This window comes from Methylibium sp. (genome assembly GCF_965279545.1).
Lineage (GTDB): Bacteria > Pseudomonadota > Gammaproteobacteria > Burkholderiales > Burkholderiaceae_C > Methylibium.
In genome coordinates, this window is the sequence record NZ_OZ257250.1 from 358311 (window position 1) to 375678 (window position 17368).

Below are 17368 nucleotides of genomic sequence, written 5' to 3' on the forward strand. Positions count from 1 at the left end.
CGTTGCTGCGCTCCCGCCCCCATGGGCCACGAAGGGGCCTACAGTCGTGGCCCCTGGGGCCGCGGTCGTCCTTGGGGCGACCCGGCGGGCGCCCGGAGGATCACCGCATGAGGTTCTCTGTCTACCAGATCAGCCGCAAGGGCGGCCGCGAGAAGAACGAAGACCGCATGGGCTACTGCTACACGCGGGATTCGGGCCTGTTCGCGCTGGCCGACGGCATGGGCGGACACCCGGAAGGCGAGGTCGCCTCGCAGCTCGCGCTGCAGACGCTGGCCGCGATGTTCCAGCGCGATGCCAAGCCGGTGCTGAAGGACCCGATGCGCTTCCTGCACGACGCCATCATCGCGGGCCACCACCAGCTGATCCGTTACGCCACCGAGAAGGCGCTGATCGACACGCCGCGCACCACCATCGTTGCCTGCGTGCTGCAGGGCAATACCGCGTACTGGGCCCACTGCGGTGATTCGCGGCTCTACCTGGTGCGCGGCGACAAGCTGATCGCCCGCACCCGCGACCACAGTTACTCGGAGTTGCAGGACACGATGGCCCAGGTCGTGCCGATGGGCGAGCGATTCAACCGCAATGTGCTGTTCACCTGCCTCGGCAGCCCGGGCAAGCCGGTCGTCGACACGGTGGGGCCGCTGATCCTTCAGAAGCGCGATCGCTTGCTGCTGTGTTCCGACGGGCTTTGGGGCAGCATCGCCGACGACATCATCACCGAGCAGCTGAGCACCCGCGCGATCTCCGACGCCGTGCCTGAACTGGTCGAGCAGGCCCTGCGCAAGGGCGGCGCGAAAAGCGACAACGTCACCGTGCTCTCGGTCGAGTGGGAGGCGGCGGAGAACGCCGATGCCGAGCAGGCGATCTCCACCCAGACCCTGGGCGAGGAGGTGTTCGCCTCCACCATCCAGGCCAGCGTCGGCGCCGGCTCCGGCGAACCCGACGAGCTGGACGAAGCCGAGATCGACCGCTCGATCCGCGAGATCAACGAGGCCATCCGGCGCTCGTCGGAATCCAAGAAACACTGAAAGGCCCGCCATGGGTTTTGAACGCACGCAAGCCCGTGCCGCGGATGCTTTGCGTCCGCTCACGATCACCCGCCACTACACCAAGCATGCCGAAGGCTCGGTGCTGATCGCCTTTGGCGACACCAAGGTGCTGTGCACCGCCTCGGTCGAGGAGAAGGTGCCGCCGCACAAGCGCGGCTCCGGTGAAGGCTGGGTCACTGCGGAGTACGGCATGCTGCCGCGCTCGACGCACACGCGCAGCGACCGCGAGGCCGCGCGCGGCAAGCAGAGCGGCCGCACGCAGGAGATCCAGCGCCTGATCGGCCGTTCGCTGCGCGCGGTGTTCGACCTGAAGGCGCTGGGCGAGCGCAGCATCCACCTCGACTGCGACGTGCTGCAGGCCGACGGCGGCACGCGCACCGCGGCGATCACCGGCGCCTACGTCGCGGCGCACGACGCGGTGACCTGGCTGCTGGCGCAGGGCAAGATCGGCGCCTCGCCGATTCGCGAGCCGGTGGCGGCGGTCAGCGTCGGCATCGTGCAGGGCACGCCTTTGCTGGACCTCGAGTACATCGAGGACTCGGCCTGCGACACCGACATGAACGTCGTGATGACCGGGGCCGGCCATTTCATCGAGGTGCAGGGCACCGCCGAAGGCGCCGCCTTCAGCCGTGCCGAGATGGACCGCCTGCTGGCACTGGCCGAGCAGGGCATCCGCAGCCTGGTCGCGGCCCAGGCCGACGCGCTGAAGGGCTGAGGACATGACGGCCCCCGCGCACGTTCGGCACTGCTCCCGAAGGCCACGAAGAGGCCTGTCGTGGGTCCTGGGACGCGCAGCCCTCCCGGGGCGGCCCGGCGAGGGCTGACAGCCGTGCGCCTGGTCCTGGCCTCCAACAACGCGAAGAAGCTCGCCGAGCTGCGCGTGCTGTTCGCGGCCCTGCCGATCGAGTTGGTGACGCAAGGCTCGCTCGGCGTCGCCGAGGTCGAGGAGCCGCACCACACCTTTGTCGAGAATGCACTGGTGAAGGCGCGGCACGCGGCTGTGGCCTGTGGCGGCGCCGCGATCGCCGACGACTCGGGCCTGTGCGTCGACGCGCTGGGCGGCGCGCCGGGCGTGGCCTCGGCCCACTACGCCACGGTCGAGCTGCCGACCGTGGACCGCGAAGCGCAACGGGCCTTGCAGGATGTCGCCAACAACCGCCTGCTGCTCGATCGCCTGCAAGGTCATGCCGACCGCCACGCCAGTTTCGTCAGCACGCTGGTGGCACTGCGCCATGCCGATGACCCGCAGCCGCTGATCGCCTTCGGACGCTGGTCGGGCGAGATCCTCGACGCGCCGCGCGGCGAGGGTGGTTTCGGCTATGACCCGTTGATGTTCATCCCGACCCTGGGCCGCAGCGTCGCCGAGCTGCAGGCCGATGAGAAGAACCGGCTCAGCCACCGCGCGCTGGCTGCGAGCGACATGCTCGCGCTGATGCGCGCACACTGGCTGGCGTGAACCCTCGCACGATCGACGTCGCGGCGCTGCACCAGCGCGCTGGCCTGCTGCAGCTGACGACGTTGCCGCCACTCGCGCTGTACGTCCACCTGCCGTGGTGCCTGAAGAAGTGCCCCTACTGCGACTTCAACTCGCATGAGTTGACAGCCCCCACGCTCCCCGCGGTCGCGGCCCCCCGCGGGGGCGCGTTCCGGCCCGGGAAACCCGGCTCCGGAACGGGCCGCGCGCTCGACGTCGGACTGGAACTGCGCTACCTCGACGCCCTGCGCTGTGACCTCGAAGCGGCGCTGCCGCTGGTGTGGGGCCGCCGTGTGGTCAGCGTCTTCATCGGCGGCGGCACGCCCAGCCTGTTCTCGCCCGAGGCAATCGGTCAACTGATCGCCGACGTGCGTGCTCGGTTGCCGCTGGAGCCGGGATGCGAGATCACGCTGGAGGCGAATCCGGGAACCTTCGAGCGCGACCGCTTCCGCGCCTTCCGCGAGGCCGGCGTCACGCGGCTGTCGGTCGGCGTGCAGAGTTTCGACGACGCGAAGCTGAAGGCGCTGGGCCGCGTGCACGACCGCGCGCAGGCCATCGCCGCGGTCGAGGAAGCCAGCGCGGCCTTCGACACTTTCAACCTCGACCTGATGTATGCGCTGCCCGGCCAGAGCTTCGCCGAATGCGAGGCCGACGTGCGGCAGGCGCTGGCTTTCGAGCCGCCGCACCTGAGCGTCTACCACCTGACGCTCGAGCCGAACACGCTGTTCGCGGTGCGCCCGCCGGCAAATCTGCCCGACGACGACACGGCCTTCGAGATGCTCGACCGCATCACCGAGCTCACGACTGCGGCAGGGCTCGCGCGCTACGAGATCTCGGCCTACGCCCGGCTAGGGCATCGCTGCCAGCACAACCTCAACTACTGGCAGTTCGGCGACTACCTCGGCATCGGCGCGGGCGCGCACAGCAAACTCAGCTTCGCGCACCGCATCCTGCGCCAGACGCGCTGGCGCGAGCCGGTGGCCTACATGCAGCAGGCGCAGAACGGCACCGCCGTGTCGAGCGAGCAGGAGGTGGCGCGCGACGAGCTGCCGTTCGAGTTCATGCTCAACGCACTGCGCCTCAGGGAAGGCTTCGAGCTGACGCGCTTCGCCGAGCGCACGGGCCTGGCGATGACGGCGATCCAGCGTGCGCTCGAGGCCGGCGAGGCCAAGGGCCTGATCGGGCGCGACCTGCAGCGGGTCTGGCCGACCGAACGTGGGTTCGATTTCCTCAGCGACCTGCAGGCGCTGTTCCTGCCACCTGATCGGCCGGCACGCTAGCAGCGAGGCGCTGACCGCGTGGCTGCGGCTGGTGCGTCAAGTGGCGAATGAACGAGAAGAAGAGCGGGCCGAGGCTGCCTCCGAAGCGGGGATTGATCTCGATCAACTGCAGCCGCCCTTCGACCATCTTGTAGTTGGCGCAGCAGATCCCTTGATAGCCGATCGCCGCCAGTATGCGCTCCAGCGGTTGCGTGCACGGACAGCGCGTGATGTTGCGTGCGATGAAGCTCTCCGAGCCCTTGATGAAGTCGGAGTGTTCGGACACGTACTCGACGGTCACCTCGGTCACGATGCGGCCATCCCTGAAAAGAACATGGGTGGCGTACTCGGATTGACCCTGGGCCAGCTCCTGGCAGAAGTATTCATCGCTGTCGATCATCGGTGCGAGCCGCAGCTTGTCTGCGGCGCTGCGCACGATATGGCAATCGACGCTGTTCTCCGCGATGCGCTTTTTCAGGATGAACGGTGGCGCCGGATCCTTCAGGAGCCGGGGAATGTATTCACCGAAACCAAGCTCGATCAGCGTGGTGTTCAGCAGGTATTTGTCGTCGCACAGGAAGATGCACTTGTTGCTCGGGAGCGGCAAGAGGCTGTTTGTTGTTGCGTCAGGCAGCGCGTTCAACACGAGAGTGGCGCGGACCGACAACGGCACGACCAGATCGTAATTCTGCAGAGGCTCGGTCTCGAGGTCTCCGAAGAAAATCTGATGACGGCTGTGAACGAAGCCTTGTCGGATCTGCGGATCCCACGTGTCGTAGCACCGCGAAAACAGGATTCGCAATTGACGCCTGTCTCCCAGTCGGGCCATCACGCTCTCGCGCAGCAGAAATCTTGCGAGATTCAACTTGCTGCGCAGCCAAATCAGCTTGACCCTGATCGTGTGCATTGGTCTCCCCGCCTTCTTGCGTCTTGCGCGCCGCAGCTTCGTTGCGACTGCTATGGATCGAATGGATCCAACGCACTGTAGCGGCGCACAGTGTCGCGCCGATGAAAGGCACCGAGATGAGGGGGCGGTTTCGGCGGGTCAGCGCCGTCGTTGTCAGTGAATCGACAGCAATGACTACACCCGGTTCAACGACAGGCCCGCCGTGGACCGCAGGCGGTCGAGGAGCTTGGGGGCAATCTGGGTCAATGGCAATACCTCGTGCGCCGCACCGGCAGCGATCGCCTCGCGCGGCATCCCGAAGACGACGCAGCTCGCTTCATCCTGGCACAGGTTGTAGCTGCCGGCGTCGCGCATCTCGCGCATCGCTTTCGCGCCGTCGGCTCCCATGCCGGTCAGCATGATGCCGATCGCATTGGGGCCGACCACGCGGGCCGCGCTCTTGAACAGCACTTCGACGCTGGGCCTGTGGCGGTTGACGGGATCGCCGTCCTGCACGCGGGCAACATAGTTGGCGCCACTGCGCTCCACGCTCAGGTGCAGCCCGCCCGGTGCGATGTAGGCATGCCCTGGCAGCACGCGCTCGCCGTCGCGGGCTTCGCGCACGCTGATGTGACACAGGCCGTCGAGCCGGTTCGCGTAGCTGGTGGTGAAGCCGGGCGGCATGTGCTGCGTGATCACGACGGCCGGCGCGTCGGCCGGCAGTGCCATCAGCAACTCCTTGGTGGCTTCGGTGCCGCCGGTGGACGCGCCGATGAAGATGATCTTCTCGGTCGACAGGCGGCCCAGGCTGGCGGCCGGAGCAGCGCCCCGTGCCGTGGTGCTGCCGGGAGCCGGCGCCGGGGCGGTGACCAGCTTGCGCACCCGGGCCTGGGCGGCCGCGCGGACCTTCTCGGTGATGTCGGCGCCGAGCTGGCGCAGACCGTCGGCCACACCGATCTTCGGTTTGGCCACGAAGTCGACCGCGCCCAGCTCCAGTGCCTTCAGGGTGACCTCGGCGCCGCGTTCGGTCAGCGTGGACACCATCACCACCGGTGTCGGGCGCAAGCGCATCAGCCGTGACAGGAAGTCGATCCCGTCCATGCGCGGCATCTCGACGTCGAGCGTGATGACGTCGGGATCGAGGTTGCGGATCATCTCGCGTGCGACGATCGGGTCGCTCGCTGCACCGACGCAGGTCATGTCCGGCTCGCGGTTGATGATCTCGGTGAGCAGGCTGCGCACCAGTGCAGAGTCGTCCACCACCACCACGCGTGTCTTGGCCATCTTGTTCTCCCTGGGTCTTGTCGCAATGTTCTTGTCGTGAGGCGCCTGGCCGGGCTCAGAACAGGTCCACAGAACCGCCGCCGCTCGTCGGCAGGGCGGCCTTCGCGGCCGCGCGGTCCTGTGCCACCAGCGCATCGGTGTTCGTAGCGGCGAGCCGCTTGACCATCGCCTTGCCGCTGGCCGGGAAGAAGCACACCTTGCGGGGGTAGACGTCGAGCACGTCCTTGCTGACCACCGGGATGCGCTCGGTCTTGAGGTAGTCCATCACGAAGGTGGTGTTGCGCTCGCCGACGTTGAGGCTGCTCATGCCGGCGACCACCGCACCGCCGCCGAAGACCTTCGCTTCGAGCGTCAAGCGGTTTGCGCCGCGCTTGAGCATTTCGTTGATCAGCAGCTCCATCGCATACGAGCCGTAGCGGCCCGAATCCATGGCCCCGCCGCCATCGGGCAGCATGAAGTGGTTGAGCCCGCCGATGCGGCGCTCGCGGTCCCACAGGCAGGCGGCGATGCAGGAGCCGAGGGTGGTCATGATCAGCAGGTCTTCGTCATGGACGAAGTACTCTCCCGGCAGCACCTTCACGGTGTCGGCCTTGAAATGGGCGTCGAAGAAGAAGAACGAGGCCTCGCCCGGTTTGCGCGGCGCGGCCTTCAACTGGTCGATGCGCGAGAAGGCACGGCCGGCCCTCTGCACGATGCCGGCGGTGCGGGGGGCCGAGGGCGGGACGGTGGTGGGCAGCATGGCGGATGCGTCGAAGGGGTCAGCGGTCCACGCGTTCGTAGACCGTCTTGCCGCGCAGGCGGAACAACGCGCGTGCGTCGCTGAAGTTCTCGGAGTGGCCGACGAACAGCAGGCCGCCGGGCTTCATCACGCGGTGGATGCCTTCCAGCACGCGGCGCTGCGTCGGTGCATCGAAGTAGATCATCACGTTGCGGCAGAAGACGATGTCGAAGGGGTCGCCGAGCGACCACGAACTCGCCATCAGGTTGAACACGCGGAACTCGATCATGCGCGCCAGCTCCGGCTTGACGCGGATCGAGCCGGTGTTCGCGCCGGTGCCGCGCAGGAAATGCGCGCGCAGACGCTCCGGAGCGAGGCCGCGCGAGTCGGCGTCGTAGACGCCGCGGCTCGCCGCCGCCAGCACCTTGGTGTCGATGTCACTGGCCACCAGCTTGACGCTGTGCTGCGCGCCCAGCGCCTCCACCACGGTCATTGCCAGCGAGTAGGGCTCCTCGCCGGTCGAGGCCGCGTTGCACCAGATCCGGATCGCCTGCCCGCGGCGCTGCTGCAGCGCCTGCGTCAGCAGCGGGAAGTGGTGCTCTTCGCGGAAGAAGCTGGTCAGGTTGGTGGTCAGGCAGTTGACGAACTCCTGCCACTCCGCCTCGCCGCCCGGGCCGCCGTGCTGTTCCAGCCACTGCAGGTAGCTGCCGACCGAGCAGTGACCGGTGTCGCGCAGGCGGCGCGACAGCCGGCTGTAGACCATGGCCTGCTTGCCCGGCTGCAGGTTGATGCCCGCGCGGTCGTAGATCAGCGTGCGCACCCGCTCGAAGTCGGCGGTATCGAAGCTGAATTCGCGGTCGCCGGTAGCCTGGGAGACGGGCAGGGAAGAAGACAGCACAGCGCTCATGGGGCGTGTTCTCGGCAAGGAAGGGTCCGTCGCGGCCGCTGCAGGTGGCATCGGGACGGATGACAAGGGTTTATCGGTCCCAGTCTGACGCCCTTGAGTGGCGTGGCGGCTCCGAGAAGACAGGCCGAAGCGGCACAGTTCCCGGCTTCAGGTCGGCGTCTCCCCGCTAGACTGCGGCGATCTTGAGCGCTTCCGACCCCGTCTCGCCCGGCCCGTTCCCGACCGACGGCCTGCACCTCGACACCGCGCTGCAACTGCTGCAGCGCGCCGGGCACGAGCTTGCGCCGGGTCCGCGCGATGCTGTCTGGTTGCAGCGGCTGGTCGATGCCCTGTGCGACCTGTCGAGCCGCGATGCGCTGACCGGTCTGGCCAACCGGCGGCAGTTCGACCTGGCGCTGGAGCGCGAAACCGATCGTGTCGCTCGCTCGGGCGAACCGGCGCTGGTGCTGCTGCTCGACATCGATCACTTCAAGCGCGTCAACGACACCTACGGTCATGCGGCCGGCGATCTGGTGCTGCAGGCCGTGGCTCGCACGCTGCAGGAATGCGTGCGACCGATGGACACCGTCGCGCGCTACGGCGGCGAGGAATTCGCGATCGTGCTGCCCAATTGCCCGCCCGCCTTCGCGCAGGCGGCAGCCGAGCGTGTGCGCCATGCCGTGGAATCCCACACCGTCACCGTGGCGCAGGGCATCACGCTGAGCGTGACGCTCAGCGCTGGCGGCGCCTTCGCGCCTCCCTGGGTGCGCTCGTCGGCCCACCTGTGGACCGAGCGCGCCGACGTCCAGCTCTACCGCGCCAAGGCCGAAGGTCGCAACCGGACCTGCCTCGAGCCGACCGCGGTGTCGATCGTCAGCGCCGAAGAGCGCGGCATGTTGTTTTCCATGAGCCTCCCGGCGCCGCTCGATGATCCAGCCACCGCGGCCACCACCACCCATTCATTGCCATGACTGCCCCCACTGAACGACCCGCTTCGACCGACCGGCGATCGCGAGCCCGCATCCTGGCCGTCACGAGCGGCAAGGGGGGGGTCGGCAAGACCTTCATTGCCGCCAATCTGGCCGCCTCGCTGGCGGCCCGTGGTCTGCGCGTGCTGGTGCTCGACGCCGACCTGGGCCTCGCCAATCTCGACGTGGTGCTGAACCTGCACCCGAAGATCACGCTGCACGATGTCTTCACCGGCGAAGCCACGCTGGAGCAGGCGGTGCTGGCGGCGCCGGGCGGCTTCTCAGTGCTGCTGGCCGGATCCGGGCTGGTCGAGTATTCGCGGCTGACGCCCGAAGTGCGCGAGAAGTTGCTCGCGGTGATCGAGCAGGTGACGCCGCGCTTCGACATCGTGCTGCTCGACACCGGTGCCGGCATCTCCGACGTGGTGCTCTACACCGTGTCGCTCGCCGACGAAGTGCTGATCGTCGCGACGCCCGAGCCGACCTCGATGACCGATGCCTACGCCACCATCAAGGTCCTGGCCATGCAGCAGGCGCGGCGCGAGCTGCGGCTGGTGGTCAACCAGGTGCCGCGCGCCGGCGATGGCCGTGGCGTGGCCACGCAGCTGCAGCAGGTGATCGAGCGCTTCGTCAGCGGCGCCGTCGGAGCGCCGGTGCGACTCGAGCTGCTCGGCGAGGTGCCGCTCGACCCGTCGGTTCGCGCGGCGGTCAAGAAGCGCCAGCTCGTGATCGAGTCGATGCCGGGCACGCCGGCCGCCCAGGCGATCACGCTGCTCGCGGCGCGCCTGAGTCCCTGAGTCCGCGGCCCTGGCTGGATCATGCGGTGCCGGGTGTCGCAGCCGCTATGCTTGCCCCGTCATGACAGAAGCCCTCCCTGAATCCGCGGCGCCCGCGACCCCCTACGAGTGGATCGGCGGCGAGCGCGCCGTGCGCTCCCTCGTCGACCGCTTCTACGACCTGATGGACCTGGAGCCCGGCTACCACGACCTGCGCAGCCTGCACCCGACCACGCTCGACGGTTCGCGCGACAAGCTGTTCTGGTTCCTGTGCGGCTGGCTCGGCGGTCCCGACCTCTACGTCGAGCGTTTCGGTCACCCGCGGCTGCGGGCGCGGCACCTGCCCTATCCGATCGGCGTGCGCGAGCGCGACCAGTGGATGGCGTGCATGGTGCAGGCGATGAACGAGTGCGGGCTCGATCCGCTGCTGATCACGCGGCTGCAGGCCTCGTTTGCCAACACCGCTGACTGGATGAGGAACCGCGGCACCTGAGTGCCACGGCCCCTCATCTTCGATGAGGCTTTCACGCCCACCCCTCCGGGGTCTCCCCTCGAAGGGGAGACGCCTGTCTAGACAGACGAACGTGGCGAACCGAGCAGCACCACCAGCGCACCCGCGCCGCCTTCCGAACCGCGCGCCTGCGCGAAGGCCATCACTTCGGTCTTCTGGACCAGCCAGGTCCGCACCTTGGCTTTCAGCACGGCCTGCTTGCCGGGCGAACCGTTGCCCTTGCCGTGCACGACGCGCACGCAGCGCAGGCCCTGCTTTGCGGCGTCCCGCAGGAAGGCGGCGAGGCGTTCGCGGGCTTCGTCGCGGCGCAGGCCGTGCAGGTCGAGCTGGGCCTGGATGGCCCAGCCGCCCCGGCGCAGCTTCCTGACGACGTCGATCCCGACGCCCGGGCGGCGGTAGGACAGGGCCTCGTCGGTGTCGAGCAGCGACTCGACGTCGAACTCGTCGGACAGGGCCTCGCGCAGCGCCGCCTGCTCGTCGAGCTGGCGCTGCAAGGGCAGGGGTTCGGGCTTCGGCCGGGCGACCGTCGCGCGTGCCGCACCCTGGAGTGGAACGACCGGGCCGACGCTGAGCGCGAACAGTTCGCGCTCGAGTCGCGCACGGGCCTCCTGCGCGCGGTCTTCGGCTTCGCGCCGTGTCTGCGCGCGCGCGGCTTCTTCGAGCTCGCGCTTCAGGCCCTTCAAGTCCTTCAGGCCGGCGGCAGCGGGCGCGCCGGCGCGGCGCGGCTTGCGTGCCGGGGAGCGGGGCGGGCCAGCGCTCACAGCAGGCCGCGCTCGGCAAACGACACCACGCTGCCGCGCGCGACCACGAAGTGGTCCAGCACCCGCACGTCCACCAGCGCCAGCGCCGACTTCAGCGTCTGTGTCAGCGCCTCGTCGGCGCGCGATGGTTCGGCCACGCCCGAGGGATGGTTGTGAGCCAGGATGGCCGCCGCCGCGTTGAGCGCCAGCGCCCGCTTGACCACTTCCCGCGGGTAGACGCTGGCTTGTCCCAGCGTGCCGCGGAACAACTCCTCGAAGGCCAGCAGCCGGTGCTGGGTGTCGAGAAACAGCACCGCGAACACCTCGTGGGGCTTGCTCGCCAGTTGCAGCTGCAGGTAGTCCTTGACCGTCTGTGGTGAGTCGAACACCGGCTTGTCGCTGAGCCGTGCGGCCAGCGTGCGGCGGGCGATCTCCAGCACGGCGGCCAGCTCGGCGCGCTTGGCGGGCCCGAGGCCCTTGACGCTGCCCAGCGCCGACACCTCGGCCGCCAGCAGGCCGGTGAGGCCGCCGAAGCGGTCGAGCAGCGCTTGCGCGAGCTGCAGCACGCCCTGGCCCGGCAGCCCGGTGCGCAGCAGCAAGGCCAGAAGTTCGGCGTCGGCCAGCGCCGCGGGGCCGCGGGCGAGCAGCTTTTCCCGGGGTCGCAGTTCGGCTGGAAGGTCTTTCACGGTGCAGTGCGAAAATCCACCCCAGTCTATCGAAGCGAAAGCGCCTGCCCCGTGGTCAACGTTCAACAGGTTCAGTCCGGGTCCTTCCTCACCCTGCACTACCGGCTCACCGGGCCCGATGGTGCGGACCTGATCAACACCTTCGCTGACAAGCCGGCCACGCTGTCGCTGGGCACCGGTGAGCTGGCGCCGGCGATGGAACAGCGGCTGATCGGACTGCCGGAGGGCGCGCGCGCGACCTTCCAGCTGGCGCCGGGTGAGGCCTTCGGCGAGCGCAACCCCGAGTTGCTGCAGCGCGTGGCGCTGGGGGTGCTGCGCGAGCACGGCGACCCCGACGAGCGCTACAGCGTCGGCGACGTGGTGCAGTTCCCCACCCCCGACGGGCAGGGCTCCTTCGCCGGCGTGCTGCGCGAGCTGGGGCCGCCCGGCGAGGACTGGGCGCTGTTCGACTTCAACCACCCGCTCGCCGGACAAAAGCTGAGCTTCGAGGTGCAGCTGATCGGAGTGCTGTGATGGGCGTGAAGCACGCAGCGGATAGCGAACACGGCGTGACCGAGGTGCTGCTGGCCGAGCCGCGCGGTTTCTGCGCGGGAGTGGACCGGGCGATCGAGATCGTCGAGCGTGCGCTGCGCAAGTTCGGCGCACCGATCTACGTGCGCCACGAGATCGTGCACAACACCTTCGTGGTCAACGACCTGAAGGCCAAGGGCGCGATCTTCATCGAGGACCTCGCCGAAGTCCCGGCCGGTGCGACGCTGGTGTTCAGCGCCCACGGCGTGAGCCGCGCCGTGCGCGACGAAGCCGACGCGCGCGGCTTCAGCGTCTTCGACGCCACCTGCCCCCTGGTCACCAAGGTGCACGTGGAAGTGGCCAAGCTGGCCAAGGAAGGCTACGAGTTCGTCATGATCGGCCACAAGGGGCACCCCGAGGTCGAAGGCACGATGGGCCAGCTGAGCGAGGGCATCTACCTGGTCGAGGAGGTGGCCGACGTCGAGCACGTGCAGGTGACCCGGCCCGACCGCCTCGCGGTGGTGACGCAGACCACGCTGTCGGTGGACGACGCGGCCGAGATCCTGGCGGCCGTGAAGCGCCGCTTTCCGCAGGTGCGCGAGCCCAAGCAGCAGGACATCTGTTATGCCACCCAGAACCGCCAGGACGCGGTGAAGGTGCTGGCGCCGCGGGTCGACGTGGTGGTGGTCGTCGGCAGCCCGACCAGCTCGAACAGCAACCGCCTGCGCGAGCTGGCCGAGCGCCTGGGCACCCCGGCCTACATGGTCGACGCGGCCGAGGACCTGCGGCCCGAATGGTTCAATGGGCATGGTCGCGTGGGCCTGACGGCCGGCGCCTCGGCGCCCGAAGTGCTGGTCCGGCAGGTCATCGACCGCCTGCGCGCGCTCGGCGCGGTGTCGGTGCGCAAGCTGTCGGGCGTGGAGGAGACCGTGCGCTTCCCGCTGCCGCTGGGGCTGGGCGACAAGTCGATGAACGGCGTGGCCTGAGGCGCCGGACCGGCCGAACGTCCGGCTGCCGATACCGCGGCTGCCACCTAAAATCCTCTGCTCTTCGCATTGAGACGGTCCCCGCGGGCCGCCCACGCCATGCTCGACATCAACCTGCTGCGCAAAGACCTCGACGGTGTGGTCGCGCGGCTCGAAACACGCAAGTCGCCGCAACCCTTCCTCGACGTCGAGCGTTTCAAGTCGCTCGAGACCGAACGCAAGGCGATCCAGACGCAAACCGAGGAGCTGCAGGCGCGGCGCAACAGCCTGTCGAAGCAGATCGGCCAGCTCAAGGCCAAGGGCGAGGACACGGTGGCGGTGATGGCCGAGGTCGGTGGCATCGGCGAGCGCCTGAAGGCCAGCGCCGAGCGGCTGGAGGTGATCCAGAGCGATCTGAATGCCTTGCTGATGGCGCTGCCCAACCTGCCGCAGCACAGCGTGCCGGTCGGGGCCGACGAGCACGGCAACGTCGAGGTGCGGCGCTGGAGCCCGGACGGCAAGGGGCCGCGCCCGTTCGACTTCGCGCCGAAGGACCATGTGGATCTCGGTGCGCCGCTCGGGCTCGATTTCGAGACCGGCGCCAAGCTGTCCGGCGCGCGCTTCAGCTTCCTGCGCGGGCCGGCCGCTCGGCTGCACCGCGCGCTCGCGCAGTTCATGCTCGACGTGCAGACCCAGGAGCATGGCTACACCGAGTGCTACACGCCCTACATCGTCAACCGCGAGGTGCTCGAGGGGACTGGTCAGTTGCCCAAGTTCGAGGCCGACATGTTCTGGGTCACGCGGGGCGGTGACGACGCGGCGGCGACGCAATACCTGATCTCGACCTCCGAGATCTCGCTGACCAACAGCGTGCGCGAGCAGGTGCTGGCCGCCGACCAACTGCCGATCAGGCTGACCGCCCACAGCCCCTGTTTCCGCTCCGAGGCCGGCAGCGCCGGGCGCGACACGCGCGGCATGATCCGCCAGCACCAGTTCGACAAGGTCGAGATGGTGCAGATCACCGCGCCCGAGCACAGCGACGCCGCGCTCGAGGCGATGGTGGGCCACGCCGAGGCGGTGCTGCAGAAGCTCGAGCTGCCGTACCGCGTGATCACGCTGTGCACCGGCGACATGGGCTTCGGCGCCGCCAAGACCTACGACCTCGAAGTCTGGCTGCCGGCGCAGAACACCTACCGCGAAATCAGCTCGTGCTCCAACTGCGAGGCCTTCCAGGCGCGGCGCATGCACACGCGCTACAAGACCGCGCTGGGCAAGAACGAGCTGGTGCACACGCTCAACGGCTCGGGTCTCGCCGTCGGCCGCGCGCTGGTGGCCGTGCTCGAAAATGGGCAGAACGCCGACGGCAGCATCACCGTGCCGGCGGCGCTGCGGCCCTACCTCGGCGGGCTCGAAAGGCTGGTCGCCTGAGCTACAATTCGCGGCTTCGCCGGCAACGGCGAGACCACAGTTTTCCCGGAGAGGTGGCAGAGTGGTCGAATGTACCTGACTCGAAATCAGGCGTACCGCAAGGTACCGTGGGTTCGAATCCCACCCTCTCCGCCAGGTAGTCCAAGCCCGCGCACGACGCGGGCTTTTTTTCGCGTGAGCCCCGCGTGGCGCGGCCTGCGGGCCCGATGGCCATTCTCAGCAGGGCGCCGACCGGACCATCGAAGCGCCTTCTCGGAGGGCTTTCTCAGTGGCCTTCCAAAGTGGTACGGGTAATTCCTCCGACCATCACCGCTCCAAGTAGAACGGCCCCGCACCGCGGAGCCGTGATCGTCGGTGTGAGGCCTTTTAACGGATGCCCAGCAGTTCCCTCTGCGCCGCCCACTCCATCGGCAACGCCCCCATCCGACCGAGCCGCTCGGCTGCCAGCCGGTCAGCTCGGTCATCTGGGGCAGGGTGGCGCCCGGGGTCGAGCGGAGCAGGGCGATCAGCTGGGATTGCTTGCTGCCTGCAGCAACAGCAGGAACAGCGGCGGCCGGCTTGCGGGGACGAGCCGGGGACTTGGCGGCTGGGCGGGCCGCGGGCTTGGAACTGCGGGAACGACTAGTCGCCCCAGTCTTGCGGAAAATCTGCCGCACTCCAGTTGGTCGATGACTTCTTCGCGACGGGTAGCGGCCCTTCGCGACGCCGTCAAAGCAGTCGTCCAGCATTGCAACGGCCCGGAAAGGGACGTTGCGGCTGGTGGTCGGTAAGACAGCGCAAGGCGCAACGCGCCTGGTTGAGGCCGAGGACGATCTTTCGGCTGCCCTCATGACTCCCGTTCCGCGATGTGCACCTTGAATGAGGATGAAGTAGTCGGCGGACGGGTCGCGGATGGTCATTCGAAGTCTCCACGGGCTGCAAGGCGCGGACTGCGGTCAGCTCCGCGCCGTATGAAAGGTGATCGCGTAGCCATCGGGATCGCCGGCAACGAAGAAGCGACCGAAGGGACCGTCGGCAAGTGGGCCGAGGATCGCGCCGCCCCGCTTGACAACGAGGTCGTGCAGTACATCGGCGTCAGCGCACGCGATCCAGAGCACCACGCCCACGCCGAGCGGTCCTGTCTCGGGAAGTGGACGCAGACGCTCCCGCAGCGCCAACGGAATCGGCTCCGTCTTGAAGACGACCGCCCCCGGCGGACTTTGCGCGGCGGCTTCGAAGCCAAAGACCTCCATGTAGAACTTGCGGGATGCGGCTAGGTCGCGCACTTGCAAGGCGATGAAGTCGGGGCCGATTGGCGTTGTCATGCGAGCTCCTGTCGATTAATATCAGTGGGCTGATATTAATGTAAGGGCCCTGACATGTCAAAGGTGAAGCCGGCGCCTCGAAGCGGAGTCGACTGGATTGGCTACAACCTGAAGATCACGCAGCATCGTTTGAGGCAACGCCTGGACGCCGAACTCGCGCGGATCGGCATCACGGCCCCGCAGAACGCCGTGCTGCTTGCCGTCGCCGGCAATCCGAGAATCTCGAATGCCGAGCTGGCTCGCGCGGCGTTCGTGACGCCGCAGACCATGCAGGCGATCCTGGTCAATCTCGAACGCGACGGCCTGATCGCGCGCAGTCCGCATCCAGAGCATGGCCGGGTCATCATGACCGAGTTGACGGCAGCCGGCCAAAAGGCCGTCGCCGAGGGCGCGAAAGCAGCCGACGTGGTGGAGCGTCAGATGCTCTCCATGCTGTCAACTGAAGAGGCCCGGCTACTTTGCGAGCTGCTCAAGCGCTGTGCCGTTACTTTGAACGACGAGCCTCGACAAGGCAGTCCTCTTAGAAGCTGACGCTCGCGACCGACAGCTCCTGGCCCGAACGCCGGCATGCGCAGTCGGTACTCGAAAGTCAGCTCACTGGCTGCCCGCCGTCATCCAGAAAGGGGCAGTGCGCTGTCCCCGGCGATTCGTAGCAGGTAGTTATAGAGTCCGATCAACGCGAGATGGAGATCGAGGGACTGCAGGGCAGGGCATGAGGCCCGGCTCCATGGTCGCATGGCATCGTTGGTCAAGGAACCGAGCATCCTCACAAGTGCCGTTAGTGCAAGACCGCGGAGGCCTCGGCACGAGTATCGGGCGCCGTGAACGCAGCACCACCTCACGCGCTCACATGCGGTGTCGCGCCGACGGGATCGGCCGCAAACCAGGCGTACGGCGTTACGCCGAGGGCTTGCGCAATCGGCTCTTCAAGGCCACCTTGCGCACGATCGATGCAAAGCTTTCCATGGTGGCGGTCAACTCGCGATGGCGCTTCCAGAGGATGCCGGGCGTCCGCATCGGCGTGGGACTCTCGAGCGGGATGACGTGCAAGCCGGCGAGATCGTGAAGTGCATTCTCTGAAACGATGGCCCCCATCGGGGCCCGGGCCACGAGGCTGAGCATCGGCGCCACCGTGTTCATCTCGACCGTCACGTTCGGTTCGGCACCGCAGGACCGAAAGCACTCGTCGAGCATGGTGCGGGTCGCAAATTCCCGAGTCAGCAGCACGAGCGGCTGGCGATGCAGTTCGATCATGCGGATGCGCTTGCGACGCGCCATCGGGTGGGTCGGAGCGACGACGAGCACGAGCTCTTCGTTGTAGAGAGGCTCGAACCACAGGTCGTCGACCGACTGCGGCCTGTACGAGATGCCGACGTCGAGTTCGCCGCCGACGAGCTTCGCGCGAATGGCTTCGGCGGGCAGTTCCTCGGTCGTCACCTGCAGCGTCGGGTTGAGCGTCAGCAGGACGGCGATGCACTCCGGAATGAAGCCGAGGTTGAAGGTGTGGGTGGCACCGATGTGCAGCTGGCCGCTCACGCCGTTGTTCGTCTCCTTCAGCGCCCCGACGCCCTGGTCGATCTCGCTCAGCGCCTTCTTGGCATGGCCGAGGAAGAGCTCGCCCTGGGCGGTCATTGCCACGCGCTTGCCGATGCGCTCGAACAGCGGCTTGCCAATCTCGTCCTCGAGCTGCTTGATCTGATGGGACAGGGTGGACTGCGTGACGTGCACGCGTTCAGCTGCACGCGTGAAGTTGAGGCATTCGGCCAGCGCCACGAAATACCGCAGATGTCTGAGCTCCATTGCCTCTCCGGGTCATCGATGGTGTAGATCATAAACATGGAAATTAATCATTTCCATCTTTCGTTGCCGATGTCTACGCTTCGGTCCATGCCAATGCCACCCGAGCCAGGGCGGTATGACAACA

Annotated in this window: 20 protein-coding genes and 1 tRNA gene; 12 read left to right on the forward strand and 9 right to left on the reverse strand. The window is 67.8% G+C overall.

The genetic code is table 11. The features are described 5' to 3' along the window. Positions 1 to 107: 107 nt before the first annotated feature. The 4 genes from ACQY9S_RS01675 (at position 108) to hemW (ending at position 3803) form a co-directional block, all read left to right on the forward strand. Positions 108 to 1028 carry a PP2C family protein-serine/threonine phosphatase gene (locus tag ACQY9S_RS01675; RefSeq protein WP_428422839.1) on the forward strand — a complete coding sequence of 307 codons (921 nt, stop codon included), beginning with the start codon at positions 108 to 110 and terminating at the stop codon, positions 1026 to 1028. Positions 1029 to 1038: 10 nt separating this feature from the next. After that, entirely contained in the window at positions 1039 to 1764 is a 726-nt protein-coding gene (gene rph, locus ACQY9S_RS01680) for a ribonuclease PH (RefSeq protein ID WP_428422840.1), read from the forward strand. A 114-nt stretch (positions 1765 to 1878) separates the two neighbouring features. Beyond that, complete coding sequence (gene rdgB, locus ACQY9S_RS01685; RefSeq protein ID WP_428422841.1) at positions 1879 to 2505, forward strand: RdgB/HAM1 family non-canonical purine NTP pyrophosphatase; 627 nt, start codon at positions 1879 to 1881, stop codon at positions 2503 to 2505. Next, positions 2502 to 3803: a radical SAM family heme chaperone HemW gene (hemW, locus tag ACQY9S_RS01690; protein ID WP_428422842.1), complete on the forward strand. Its 1302-nt coding sequence runs from the start codon at positions 2502 to 2504 to the stop codon at positions 3801 to 3803. The genes rdgB and hemW overlap by 4 nt, the downstream gene beginning before the upstream one ends. On the opposite strand, the gene ACQY9S_RS01695 is transcribed toward hemW, so the two are convergent. The 4 genes from ACQY9S_RS01695 to ACQY9S_RS01710 all read right to left on the reverse strand — a co-directional run bounded on the left by ACQY9S_RS01695 (position 3754) and on the right by ACQY9S_RS01710 (position 7577). Continuing rightward, positions 3754 to 4689: a hypothetical protein gene (locus ACQY9S_RS01695; RefSeq protein ID WP_428422843.1), complete on the reverse strand. Its 936-nt coding sequence runs from the start codon at positions 4687 to 4689 to the stop codon at positions 3754 to 3756. The genes hemW and ACQY9S_RS01695 overlap by 50 nt on opposite strands. A 174-nt stretch (positions 4690 to 4863) precedes the next feature. Next, a complete protein-coding gene (locus ACQY9S_RS01700) occupies positions 4864 to 5952 on the reverse strand; it encodes a protein-glutamate methylesterase/protein-glutamine glutaminase (protein WP_428422844.1) in 1089 nt (362 codons plus the stop codon). Between the two features lie 55 nt (positions 5953 to 6007). Continuing rightward, complete coding sequence (gene cheD / locus ACQY9S_RS01705) at positions 6008 to 6691, reverse strand: chemoreceptor glutamine deamidase CheD (RefSeq protein WP_428422845.1); 684 nt, start codon at positions 6689 to 6691, stop codon at positions 6008 to 6010. A 19-nt stretch (positions 6692 to 6710) separates the two neighbouring features. Beyond that, entirely contained in the window at positions 6711 to 7577 is an 867-nt protein-coding gene (locus ACQY9S_RS01710; RefSeq protein WP_428422846.1) for a CheR family methyltransferase, read from the reverse strand. Positions 7578 to 7759: 182 nt separating this feature from the next. Between ACQY9S_RS01710 and ACQY9S_RS01715 the strand changes: the two genes are divergently transcribed. The 3 genes from ACQY9S_RS01715 (at position 7760) to ACQY9S_RS01725 (ending at position 9793) form a co-directional block, all read left to right on the forward strand. Further along, the gene (locus tag ACQY9S_RS01715; RefSeq protein ID WP_428422847.1) at positions 7760 to 8527 is read left to right on the forward strand and encodes a GGDEF domain-containing protein; all 768 of its coding nucleotides are present in this window, start codon (positions 7760 to 7762) and stop codon (positions 8525 to 8527) included. Next, on the forward strand, positions 8524 to 9321 hold the full coding sequence (locus tag ACQY9S_RS01720) for a MinD/ParA family protein (protein ID WP_428422848.1): 798 nt from the start codon (positions 8524 to 8526) through the stop codon (positions 9319 to 9321). The genes ACQY9S_RS01715 and ACQY9S_RS01720 overlap by 4 nt, the downstream gene beginning before the upstream one ends. Before the next feature lie 61 nt (positions 9322 to 9382). Next, a complete protein-coding gene (locus ACQY9S_RS01725) occupies positions 9383 to 9793 on the forward strand; it encodes a group II truncated hemoglobin (protein ID WP_428422849.1) in 411 nt (136 codons plus the stop codon). A gap of 77 nt (positions 9794 to 9870) precedes the next feature. On the opposite strand, the gene ACQY9S_RS01730 is transcribed toward ACQY9S_RS01725, so the two are convergent. Continuing rightward, entirely contained in the window at positions 9871 to 10572 is a 702-nt protein-coding gene (locus ACQY9S_RS01730) for a Smr/MutS family protein (RefSeq protein ID WP_428422850.1), read from the reverse strand. Continuing rightward, complete coding sequence (gene radC / locus ACQY9S_RS01735) at positions 10569 to 11237, reverse strand: RadC family protein (protein WP_428422851.1); 669 nt, start codon at positions 11235 to 11237, stop codon at positions 10569 to 10571. Before radC ends, ACQY9S_RS01730 begins: the two co-directional genes overlap by 4 nt. Positions 11238 to 11288: 51 nt before the next feature. Between radC and ACQY9S_RS01740 the strand changes: the two genes are divergently transcribed. The 4 genes from ACQY9S_RS01740 (at position 11289) to ACQY9S_RS01755 (ending at position 14275) form a co-directional block, all read left to right on the forward strand. Then, positions 11289 to 11750 (forward strand): FKBP-type peptidyl-prolyl cis-trans isomerase, encoded by a 462-nt coding sequence (locus ACQY9S_RS01740; RefSeq protein ID WP_428422852.1) that lies wholly within the window; start codon positions 11289 to 11291, stop codon positions 11748 to 11750. Beyond that, positions 11750 to 12733, forward strand: a complete 984-nt coding sequence (gene ispH, locus ACQY9S_RS01745; RefSeq protein WP_428422853.1) for a 4-hydroxy-3-methylbut-2-enyl diphosphate reductase — start codon at positions 11750 to 11752, stop codon at positions 12731 to 12733. Before ACQY9S_RS01740 ends, ispH begins: the two co-directional genes overlap by 1 nt. Before the next feature lie 99 nt (positions 12734 to 12832). Then, positions 12833 to 14140: a serine--tRNA ligase gene (gene serS / locus ACQY9S_RS01750; RefSeq protein ID WP_428422854.1), complete on the forward strand. Its 1308-nt coding sequence runs from the start codon at positions 12833 to 12835 to the stop codon at positions 14138 to 14140. A 47-nt stretch (positions 14141 to 14187) separates the two neighbouring features. Then, positions 14188 to 14275 (forward strand) — tRNA-Ser (locus tag ACQY9S_RS01755). Here ACQY9S_RS01755 and ACQY9S_RS01760 read toward each other — a convergent pair. Further along, complete coding sequence (locus tag ACQY9S_RS01760) at positions 14227 to 15039, reverse strand: DUF3489 domain-containing protein (RefSeq protein ID WP_428425551.1); 813 nt, start codon at positions 15037 to 15039, stop codon at positions 14227 to 14229. The genes ACQY9S_RS01755 and ACQY9S_RS01760 overlap by 49 nt on opposite strands. A 36-nt stretch (positions 15040 to 15075) precedes the next feature. After that, positions 15076 to 15444 carry a VOC family protein gene (locus ACQY9S_RS01765; RefSeq protein WP_428422855.1) on the reverse strand — a complete coding sequence of 123 codons (369 nt, stop codon included), beginning with the start codon at positions 15442 to 15444 and terminating at the stop codon, positions 15076 to 15078. 54 nt (positions 15445 to 15498) lie between these two features. Between ACQY9S_RS01765 and ACQY9S_RS01770 the strand changes: the two genes are divergently transcribed. After that, on the forward strand, positions 15499 to 15975 hold the full coding sequence (locus ACQY9S_RS01770) for a MarR family winged helix-turn-helix transcriptional regulator (RefSeq protein ID WP_428422856.1): 477 nt from the start codon (positions 15499 to 15501) through the stop codon (positions 15973 to 15975). Positions 15976 to 16341: 366 nt separating this feature from the next. Here ACQY9S_RS01770 and ACQY9S_RS01775 read toward each other — a convergent pair whose 3' ends face one another. After that, complete coding sequence (locus ACQY9S_RS01775; RefSeq protein ID WP_428422857.1) at positions 16342 to 17244, reverse strand: LysR substrate-binding domain-containing protein; 903 nt, start codon at positions 17242 to 17244, stop codon at positions 16342 to 16344. Between the last annotated feature and the right edge of the window lie 124 nt (positions 17245 to 17368).

Coding starts and splice junctions, on each gene's coding strand:
- ACQY9S_RS01675 (WP_428422839.1), top strand. CDS start 108: ATGAGGTTCTCTGTCTACCAGATCAGCCGCAAGGGCGGCCGCGAGAAG.
- rph (WP_428422840.1), top strand. CDS start 1,039: ATGGGTTTTGAACGCACGCAAGCCCGTGCCGCGGATGCTTTGCGTCCG.
- ACQY9S_RS01695 (WP_428422843.1), bottom strand. CDS start 4,689: ATGCACACGATCAGGGTCAAGCTGATTTGGCTGCGCAGCAAGTTGAAT.
- ACQY9S_RS01700 (WP_428422844.1), bottom strand. CDS start 5,952: ATGGCCAAGACACGCGTGGTGGTGGTGGACGACTCTGCACTGGTGCGC.
- cheD (WP_428422845.1), bottom strand. CDS start 6,691: ATGCTGCCCACCACCGTCCCGCCCTCGGCCCCCCGCACCGCCGGCATC.
- ACQY9S_RS01710 (WP_428422846.1), bottom strand. CDS start 7,577: ATGAGCGCTGTGCTGTCTTCTTCCCTGCCCGTCTCCCAGGCTACCGGC.
- ACQY9S_RS01720 (WP_428422848.1), top strand. CDS start 8,524: ATGACTGCCCCCACTGAACGACCCGCTTCGACCGACCGGCGATCGCGA.
- ACQY9S_RS01725 (WP_428422849.1), top strand. CDS start 9,383: ATGACAGAAGCCCTCCCTGAATCCGCGGCGCCCGCGACCCCCTACGAG.
- ispH (WP_428422853.1), top strand. CDS start 11,750: ATGGGCGTGAAGCACGCAGCGGATAGCGAACACGGCGTGACCGAGGTG.
- serS (WP_428422854.1), top strand. CDS start 12,833: ATGCTCGACATCAACCTGCTGCGCAAAGACCTCGACGGTGTGGTCGCG.
- ACQY9S_RS01760 (WP_428425551.1), bottom strand. CDS start 15,039: ATGACCATCCGCGACCCGTCCGCCGACTACTTCATCCTCATTCAAGGT.
- ACQY9S_RS01765 (WP_428422855.1), bottom strand. CDS start 15,444: ATGACAACGCCAATCGGCCCCGACTTCATCGCCTTGCAAGTGCGCGAC.
- ACQY9S_RS01770 (WP_428422856.1), top strand. CDS start 15,499: ATGTCAAAGGTGAAGCCGGCGCCTCGAAGCGGAGTCGACTGGATTGGC.
- ACQY9S_RS01775 (WP_428422857.1), bottom strand. CDS start 17,244: ATGGAGCTCAGACATCTGCGGTATTTCGTGGCGCTGGCCGAATGCCTC.